The 7,400-nt window shown below is 68.1% G+C and carries 8 protein-coding genes and 1 pseudogene; 4 read left to right on the top strand and 5 right to left on the bottom strand.

Annotated elements, in window-relative coordinates; genetic code table 11:
- A partial coding sequence (locus G3O06_RS45560) for a PfkB family carbohydrate kinase (protein WP_241020576.1) occupies positions 1-527 on the bottom strand: 527 nt, incomplete at its 3' end.
- 99 nt (positions 528-626) lie between these two features.
- Positions 627-1,403: an L-iditol 2-dehydrogenase gene (locus G3O06_RS45555; RefSeq protein ID WP_174918485.1), complete on the bottom strand. Its 777-nt coding sequence runs from the start codon at positions 1,401-1,403 to the stop codon at positions 627-629.
- 329 nt (positions 1,404-1,732) lie between these two features.
- Here G3O06_RS45555 and G3O06_RS45550 point away from each other — a divergent pair, with 329 nt between their 5' ends.
- The 4 genes from G3O06_RS45550 to G3O06_RS45535 are packed head-to-tail and all read left to right on the top strand — an operon-like array spanning position 1,733 to position 4,835.
- Positions 1,733-2,194, top strand: coding sequence for a Fur family transcriptional regulator (locus tag G3O06_RS45550; RefSeq protein ID WP_011353040.1), 462 nt, complete (start codon positions 1,733-1,735; stop codon positions 2,192-2,194).
- A gap of 46 nt (positions 2,195-2,240) precedes the next feature.
- Entirely contained in the window at positions 2,241-3,155 is a 915-nt protein-coding gene (locus G3O06_RS45545) for a zinc ABC transporter substrate-binding protein (protein WP_174918484.1), read from the top strand.
- A 14-nt stretch (positions 3,156-3,169) separates the two neighbouring features.
- The gene (locus tag G3O06_RS45540; RefSeq protein ID WP_011353042.1) at positions 3,170-4,060 is read left to right on the top strand and encodes an ABC transporter ATP-binding protein; all 891 of its coding nucleotides are present in this window, start codon (positions 3,170-3,172) and stop codon (positions 4,058-4,060) included.
- Positions 4,053-4,835, top strand: a complete 783-nt coding sequence (locus G3O06_RS45535) for a metal ABC transporter permease (RefSeq protein WP_027789245.1) — start codon at positions 4,053-4,055, stop codon at positions 4,833-4,835. Before G3O06_RS45540 ends, G3O06_RS45535 begins: the two co-directional genes overlap by 8 nt.
- Positions 4,836-4,947: 112 nt before the next feature.
- On the opposite strand, the gene fghA is transcribed toward G3O06_RS45535, so the two are convergent.
- From fghA to G3O06_RS49480, 3 genes and pseudogenes are all read right to left on the bottom strand, one after another.
- Positions 4,948-5,796, bottom strand: coding sequence for an S-formylglutathione hydrolase (gene fghA, locus G3O06_RS45530; RefSeq protein WP_205819999.1), 849 nt, complete (start codon positions 5,794-5,796; stop codon positions 4,948-4,950).
- 16 nt (positions 5,797-5,812) lie between these two features.
- Positions 5,813-6,919, bottom strand: coding sequence for an S-(hydroxymethyl)glutathione dehydrogenase/class III alcohol dehydrogenase (locus tag G3O06_RS45525; protein ID WP_011353045.1), 1,107 nt, complete (start codon positions 6,917-6,919; stop codon positions 5,813-5,815).
- A gap of 273 nt (positions 6,920-7,192) precedes the next feature.
- Positions 7,193-7,400: pseudogene (locus G3O06_RS49480) on the bottom strand (hypothetical protein); the annotation flags it as partial.

Here is a 7,400-nt window from a genome sequence, read left to right as displayed (position 1 = left end):
GGACGAAAGCTCAGCATTTCGGGCCGCACGTTCGGATCGAACGACACCTTCGCGCCGGCGCGCGCGGCCTCGATCACGCCGCGCTGCACCGCCGCGATCGCCGACTCGCTCGTCAGCGACGAACCCATCACGTGGAAGTAACGGCAGCCGTCGAACATCGCGGTATCAACATCGGACGCATCGACGCACGCTGCCGCGCTGGTGGACAGCGTGAACACGAAGCTGCGCGAGCCGTCGTCGCGATACGCGACGAACGCGGTGCCGGTCGGGCGCGCGACGCGGCGGATGCGCGCGACGTCGACGCCATCACGTTCGAGCCGCGCGACGATCGCATCGCCGAACGCATCGCGGCCCACGCAGCCCGCATATGCGACGCATGCACCGAGCCGCGCGGCCTGGTCGGCGAAGATCGCCGGCGCGCCGCTCGGAAACGGCCCTTCGAACAGGCCCGGCGTATCGAAACCCTGGCCGCGCTCGGCGGCGACGAATTCGGCGAGCAGTTCGCCGGCAACGACGATCTCGGCCATCAGGCGAGCCCTCCTCGTTCAACGGGGGCCGCGACGTGCAAGACAACTGCCGCGTCTCGGGCCGGCCGGCAGGTGGTGGCGCGTGCGAGCGGCATCACTTCAGCTCATCCAGTTGCCGCCGTCGACGTTCAGCGTCTGGGCGGTGACGTAGTCGGCGTCGGACGACGCAAGGAACAGCGCGGCGCCCGTCAGGTCGCCCGGCACGCCCATGCGGCCGAGCGGCACGGCTTCGCCGACGAGCCGCTTCTTCTCGCCGAGCGGCCGGTTCTCGTAGCGCGCGAACAGCGCATCGACCTGCTCCCACATCGGCGTGTCGACGACACCCGGCGCGATGCCGTTCACGTTGATCCGGTGCGGCGCGAGCGCGAGCGCGGCCGACTGCGTGTAGCTGATCACCGCGGCCTTGGTCGCGCAGTAGTGCGAAACGAGTGCCTCGCCACGACGCCCGGCCTGCGACGACATGTTGACGATCTTGCCGCCGCGCCCCTGCTCGACCATCCGCTGCGCGACGGCCTGCATCAGGAAGAACAGCCCTTTCACGTTGACCGAGAACAGCCGGTCGAACACGTCCCACGATTCGTCGAGGATCGGGCGCATGTCGAACAGCGCCGCATTGTTGAACAGGATGTCGACGCCGCCGAAGCGCTCGACCGCCGTGGCGACGATCCGCTCGATGTCGTCGCGGCGCGTGACGTCCGCGGTGACGGCCACCGCGCGGCCGGGGTTTGCCTCGATGAGCCGCGCGAGCGAGCCGCCCGCCGGCTTCAGATCGACGAGCACGCAGCGCGCGCCCTCGTCCAGATAGCGTTGCGCGACCGCCTCGCCGATGCCGCTTGCGGCGCCCGTCAGGATCGCGACCTTGTCTTCCAGTCTCACTGGCTGTCTCCGGTTCGTTCTGCTTTACGACGGCTGCGAGGTGAGCGAACGCTCGCCAACCGATCAATTGCTCTGTTAGTGATCGAATGATCGGATACGCGATTCGTGCTGTCAAGGCGACGTGACGGCTTTCTATGACGCGCTGCGGCACAACTGCGCGGCGTGGCGGCCCGCCGCGCACGCCCGGCAAGGCGCGGCGCGCACGGTGCGGCGCGGTCGGATCGGCAATGAAGGGGACGGAGCGAGGACGGAAAGGGGATTTCGCGCTGCACGGCGCGGCGATACGTTATATCATCGCCATACTTTGTTTCATCGCCCTGCTTCACGCCATGGCTACCTCATCGTCCATTGACGCCCGGCTGTCCCGGGCCGACGCATTCGCCGCCGAGCACGGGCTCGCGTGGACGCCGCTGCGCCGCCAGGTCTACGAACGCGTGCTGGCCGCGCAGCGCCCGATCGGCGCGTACGACCTGCTCGCCGAACTCGAACCGCAGCGCGGCCGCGTGCCGCCCACAACCGTCTATCGCGCGCTGGATTTCCTCGTCGAGCACGGCTTCATCCACCGGATCGAATCGAAGAACGCGTTCTTCGCGTGCTGCGAGATCGGCGTCCCGCACGAAGGCCAGTTCCTGATCTGCGATTCGTGCGGCGACACCGTCGAGATTCCCGGCGGCGACCTCGCGAAACAGTTGTCCGCGAGCGAGCCCGCGCACGGTTTCGAAGTCCACCACCAGGTCGTCGAGCTGAGCGGCCTGTGCGGGCACTGCAAGCACAAGCCCGTGCAACGCTGACGCGTATCGCGCGGCGCACGCGCCGCCCCTTCCAACGAGGAGTTCCATGTCCATTGCCCTGAAGCGCGCGCCGCGGCGTGCCCTGTCGCCTGTCCGCTGGCTCGCCGCCGCTGTCGCCGCGCTGTCGCTCGCGGCGCCCGCGTTCGCGCAGGCCGCGACCGTCAACGTCGTGGCCGCCGAGAATTTCTACGGCGATGTCGCGTCGCAGATCGGCGGCAGCCATGTCGCGGTGACGAGCATCCTCAGCAATCCGGACCAGGATCCGCACCTGTTCGAAGCGAGCCCGAAGACGGCCCGCGCGCTCCAGCACGCGCAGGTCGTGATCTACAACGGCGCCAACTACGATCCGTGGATGAGCAAGCTGCTCGGCGCGTCGAAACAGGCGAAGCGCGCGACGATCGTCGTCGCCGATCTCGTCGGCAAGAAGGCCGGTGACAACCCGCACCTGTGGTACGACCCGGCGACGATGCCGGCCGCCGCGCGCGCGATCGCGGCCGAGCTCGGCCGCGCCGACCCGGCGAACAAGGCCGAATACGACGCGAACCTGCAGAAGTTCGTCGCAACGCTTAAGCCCGTCGACGACAAGGTCGCCGCGCTGCGCGCGCAGTACAAGGGCGTGCCGGTCACGGCCACCGAGCCCGTGTTCGGCTACATGTCCGACGCGATCGGCCTCGACATGCGCAACCAGCGCTTCCAGCTCGCGACGATGAACGACACCGAGGCGAGCGCGCAGGACGTCGCCGCGTTCGAGAACGACCTGCGCAAGAAGCAGGTGCGCGTGCTGATCTACAACAGCCAGGCCGAAGAGCCGATGACCAAGCGCATGCTGAAGATCGCGCGCGACGGCGGCGTGCCGACCGTCAGCGTCACCGAGACGCAGCCGGCCGGCAAGACCTTCCAGCAATGGATGGCCGGCCAGCTCGACGCGCTCGCGGCCGCGCTGGCCGCCGGCAAGCAATAAACAACCGTAACGACATGACCGTCACTCCTCACGCACTCGCCGTCGATCGCGTCACGCTCGAACTGGGCGGACGCACGATCCTGCGCGACGTCAGCTTCTCGATCGAACCCGGCGAATTCGTCGGCGTGCTCGGGCCGAACGGCGCGGGCAAGACGACGCTGATGCGCGCGGTGCTCGGCCTCGTGCCCGTGTCGGCCGGCACGCTGTCCGTCGGCGGCGTGCCCGTCGTGCGCGGCAACGCATCGATCGGCTACATGCCGCAGATCAGGAGCGGCCTCGCGAACCGCCGGATGCGCGGCTACGACTTCGTCGCGATGGCCGCCGACGGCCACCGCTGGGGGCTGCCGCACACGAACGCGGCGACGCGCCGCGACGTCGACCGCGTGCTCGATCTCGTCGGCGGCCCGACGCTCGCGCGCCGGCCGCTGTCGGAACTGTCGGGCGGCGAGCGGCAGCGCCTGCTGCTCGCGCAGTGCCTGCTCGGCAGCCCGAAGCTGCTGCTGCTCGACGAGCCGCTGATCAGCCTCGACCCGAACCACCAGCGCGGCGTCGTCGAGCTCGTGCGCAACGTGCAGCGCGAGCTCGGCATCACCGTGCTGTTCTCCGCGCACGAACTGAATCCGCTGCTGAACGCGCTCGACCGCGTGCTGTATCTCGGCAACGGCGTCGCGGCGCTCGGCACCGTCGACGAGGTGATCACGAAGCCCGTGCTGTCGCGGCTCTACGGTTCGCCGATCGACGTGATGCGCGTGAACGGCAAGATCTTCGTGATGTCGGGCGACGTCGAGATCGAGAAGCACGACCACGAACACGAGGACGACGACGGCCACTCGCACGGCGGTGGCGGCGGCCACGGCCATCACCACCACGGACACGCTCATCCCGGGCATTCGCACGATGTTTGAATACGACTTCATGATCAACGCCTTCGCGGCGTCGGGGATCGTCGCGGTGCTCGCGGGCATCGTCGGCTACTTCCTGGTGCTGCGCGGGCAGACCTTCGCCGGCCATGCGCTGTCGCACGTCGGCTTCACCGGTGCGACGGGCGCGGTGCTGCTCGGCATCTCGCCGATCTGGGGGATGGTCGGCTTCACGCTCGCGGCCGGGATCGGGATGGGCGCGCTCGGCGAGAAGCTCGCGGGCCGCGACGTCGCGATCGGCGTGATCCTGTCGGGCGCGCTCGGCTTCGGCCTGCTGTTCCTGCACTTCTACACGTCGTTCGCGACGCAGGTCACCGCGCTGCTGTTCGGCAACGTGCTCGCGGTCAGCCACGACACGCTCGCGGTGCTCGCCGGCATCGGCGCGGTCAGCCTGCTCGCGCTCGCGCTGATCGCGCGGCCGCTGCTGTTCGCATCGCTGCAGCCCGAACTGGCCGAAGCCAAGGGCGTGTCGCTGCGCACGGTGTCGATGCTGTTCCTCGCGGTGTGCGCGCTCGCGGTGGCCGCGGCGACGCAGATCGTCGGCGTGCTGCTGGTGTTCACGCTGCTGGTCGGGCCGGCCGCCGCCGCGCAGAACGTGACGACGCGGCTGTCGACCGGCGTGCTGCTCGCCGCGCTGTTCGCGTTGTTCGAAGCGTGGCTCGGTATCGTGCTCGCGTATCACACCGACTGGCCGACGAGCTTCTGGATCACCGCGCTGTCGGCGCTCGTGTACGGCGCCAGCCTGTTGCGACGCCACTGACCGACGTTTGTCGGAAATAAAAACGCCGGCGTGCCCGAAGGCAACGCCGGCGTTTTTTCATGCGCGCGCGATAGTGCGACGCGTCGTGTGCGTTACCTGCTTCCCTTCCCGCTCACCGTGCGAGCACGCGCGCATGATGCGCGATGTGATCGGCGATGAACGTCGAGATGAAATAGTACCCGTGGTCGTAGCCCGGATGGCGGCGCAGCGTCAGCGGCTGGCCGGCCTTCGCGCACGCGGCTTCGAACACGTCGGGGTTGAGCTGGTTCGCGAGGAACTGATCGGCGAGACCCTGATCGACGAGGATGCCGTCCGCGAACTTAGGCGCATCGGCCCGCGCGACGAGTTCGCTCGCGTCGTGTGCCTTCCATGCCTCGCGATCGGCGCCGAGGTAGCCCGAGAACGCCTTCTCGCCCCACGGGCAGCGCGTCGGCGCGGCGATCGGCGCAAACGCCGACACCGACCGGTACAAGCCCGGATGGCGCAACGCGAGCGTCAGCGCGCCGTGCCCGCCCATCGAGTGGCCGAAGATCCCGAGCCGCGCACCGTCGATCGGCAACTCGGCCGCGACGAGCTCGCGCAGCTCACCCGTCACATACGACTCCATCCGGTAATGCGCGGACCACGGCGCTTCGGTCGCATCGACATAGAAGCCCGCGCCGACGCCAAAGTCCCACGCATCGGTCTCGCCCGGCACGCCCGCGCCGCGCGGGCTCGTGTCGGGCATCACGAGCGCGATGCCGTGCTGCGCCGCGTATTGCTGCGCGCCGGCCTTGATCGCGAACGTCTCGTCGGTGCACGTGAGCCCCGCGAGATAGAACAGTGCCGGCACGCGGCCGTGCGCAGCCTGCGGCGGCAGGTACACCGAAAACTTCATCGGCAGGCCGATGGCCGCCGAATCGTGACGGTAGAAACGCTGCTCGCCGCCGTGGCACGCGTGCGAGGAAACGAGTTCGAGCATCGCGGTGCGCTCCCGGTCAGTACAGCACGACCGAGCGGATCGACTCGCCGGCCTTCATCAGATCGAAGCCTTCGTTGATCCGCTCGAGCGGCAGCGTGTGCGTGATCAGGTCGTCGATGTTGATCTTGCCTTCCATGTACCAGTCGACGATCTTCGGCACGTCGGTACGACCGCGCGCGCCGCCGAATGCCGAACCCTTCCATTCACGGCCCGTCACGAGCTGGAACGGACGCGTGCTGATTTCCTCGCCGGCTGCCGCCACGCCGATGATGAACGACTGGCCCCAGCCCTTGTGCGTGCACTCGAGCGCCTGGCGCATCAGCTTCACGTTGCCCACGCATTCGAACGAGTAGTCCGCACCGCCGTCGGTCAGCTGCACGATGTGGTCGACCACGTTCTCGACTTCGTTCGGGTTGATGAAGTGCGTCATCCCGAACTTCTTCGCGAGCTCGACGCGCTTCGGGTTGATGTCGACGCCGATGATCTTGTCCGCGCCGACCATCTTCGCGCCCTGGATCACGTTCAGGCCGATGCCGCCGAGGCCGAACACGACGACGTTCGCACCGGCCTCGACCTTCGCCGAGTACACGACCGCGCCGACGCCCGTCGTCACGCCGCAGCCGATGTAGCAGATCTTGTCGAACGGCGCGTCCTCGCGCACCTTCGCGACCGCGATCTCCGGCACGACGATGTAGTTCGAGAACGTGGACGTGCCCATGTAGTGGAACAGCGGCTTGCCGTCGAGCGAGAAGCGCGACGTCGCGTCGGGCATCAGGCCCTTGCCCTGCGTCGCGCGGATCTTCTGGCACAGGTTGGTCTTGCGCGACAGGCAGAACTTGCACTCGCGGCATTCGGGCGTGTAGAGCGGAATCACGTGGTCGCCCTTGCGCAGGGTGCCGACGCCGGGGCCGACGTCGACCACGACGCCCGCGCCCTCATGGCCGAGGATCGCCGGGAAGATCCCTTCCGGATCGGCGCCCGACAGCGTGTAGTAATCGGTGTGACAGATGCCCGTCGCCTTCACCTCGATCAGCACTTCGCCGGCGCGCGGCCCTTCCAGATCGACTTCCTCGATCGTCAGCGGCGCGCCCGCCTTCCATGCAATCGCTGCTTTCGTCTTCATCGTGTGACTCCTGTCTGTGTGTGAGGTCGGCCCGGGTTGGCGCGTCAGCGCTCGTGTCGAGGCGTGGGTGCGCGAATACTGACGCCCGTCCCATGCTTCGCACCGGGTTCCATGCAAAGCTGTCGAAACCGTGCCGCGCGGCATCGCGCGCGGCACGGCGAAAGAATCTCGTGCTCGCCATGATGGCCGGTCCGGCCGCGGATCGCGTGCGGGAAACGGTCGCCGGCTTGCCACGATGCGTCATCGCTGACGCAAAAGAACAAGTGTTCGAGTTTAAACGCCCGCCGTGAACCATGCATCCGTTCGCGCATACAGATCGATGAAGCGCGCGTGACGCGCGGCCAGCAAGCGATCGTCGCGCGGCTCGGCCACCGGCGACGCAGATCGGAAGAGCGTCGTGGGGAAAGAGTGTGATCTATCGCGCGGGCGCGAAGGTGGCGTTCGATCCGAACGTGCGGACCGAAATGCTGAGCTTTCGTCG

It is taken from the genome of Burkholderia sp. Ac-20345 (assembly GCF_017104825.1).
In the GTDB taxonomy this organism is placed as follows: domain Bacteria; phylum Pseudomonadota; class Gammaproteobacteria; order Burkholderiales; family Burkholderiaceae; genus Burkholderia; species Burkholderia lata_B.
This window is presented reverse-complemented; position numbering and strand designations above follow the sequence as displayed.

Coding starts and splice junctions, on each gene's coding strand:
- G3O06_RS45535 (WP_027789245.1), top strand. CDS start 4,053: ATGTTTGAATACGACTTCATGATCAACGCCTTCGCGGCGTCGGGGATC.
- G3O06_RS45545 (WP_174918484.1), top strand. CDS start 2,241: ATGTCCATTGCCCTGAAGCGCGCGCCGCGGCGTGCCCTGTCGCCTGTC.
- G3O06_RS45550 (WP_011353040.1), top strand. CDS start 1,733: ATGGCTACCTCATCGTCCATTGACGCCCGGCTGTCCCGGGCCGACGCA.
- G3O06_RS45525 (WP_011353045.1), bottom strand. CDS start 6,919: ATGAAGACGAAAGCAGCGATTGCATGGAAGGCGGGCGCGCCGCTGACG.
- G3O06_RS45540 (WP_011353042.1), top strand. CDS start 3,170: ATGACCGTCACTCCTCACGCACTCGCCGTCGATCGCGTCACGCTCGAA.
- fghA (WP_205819999.1), bottom strand. CDS start 5,796: ATGCTCGAACTCGTTTCCTCGCACGCGTGCCACGGCGGCGAGCAGCGT.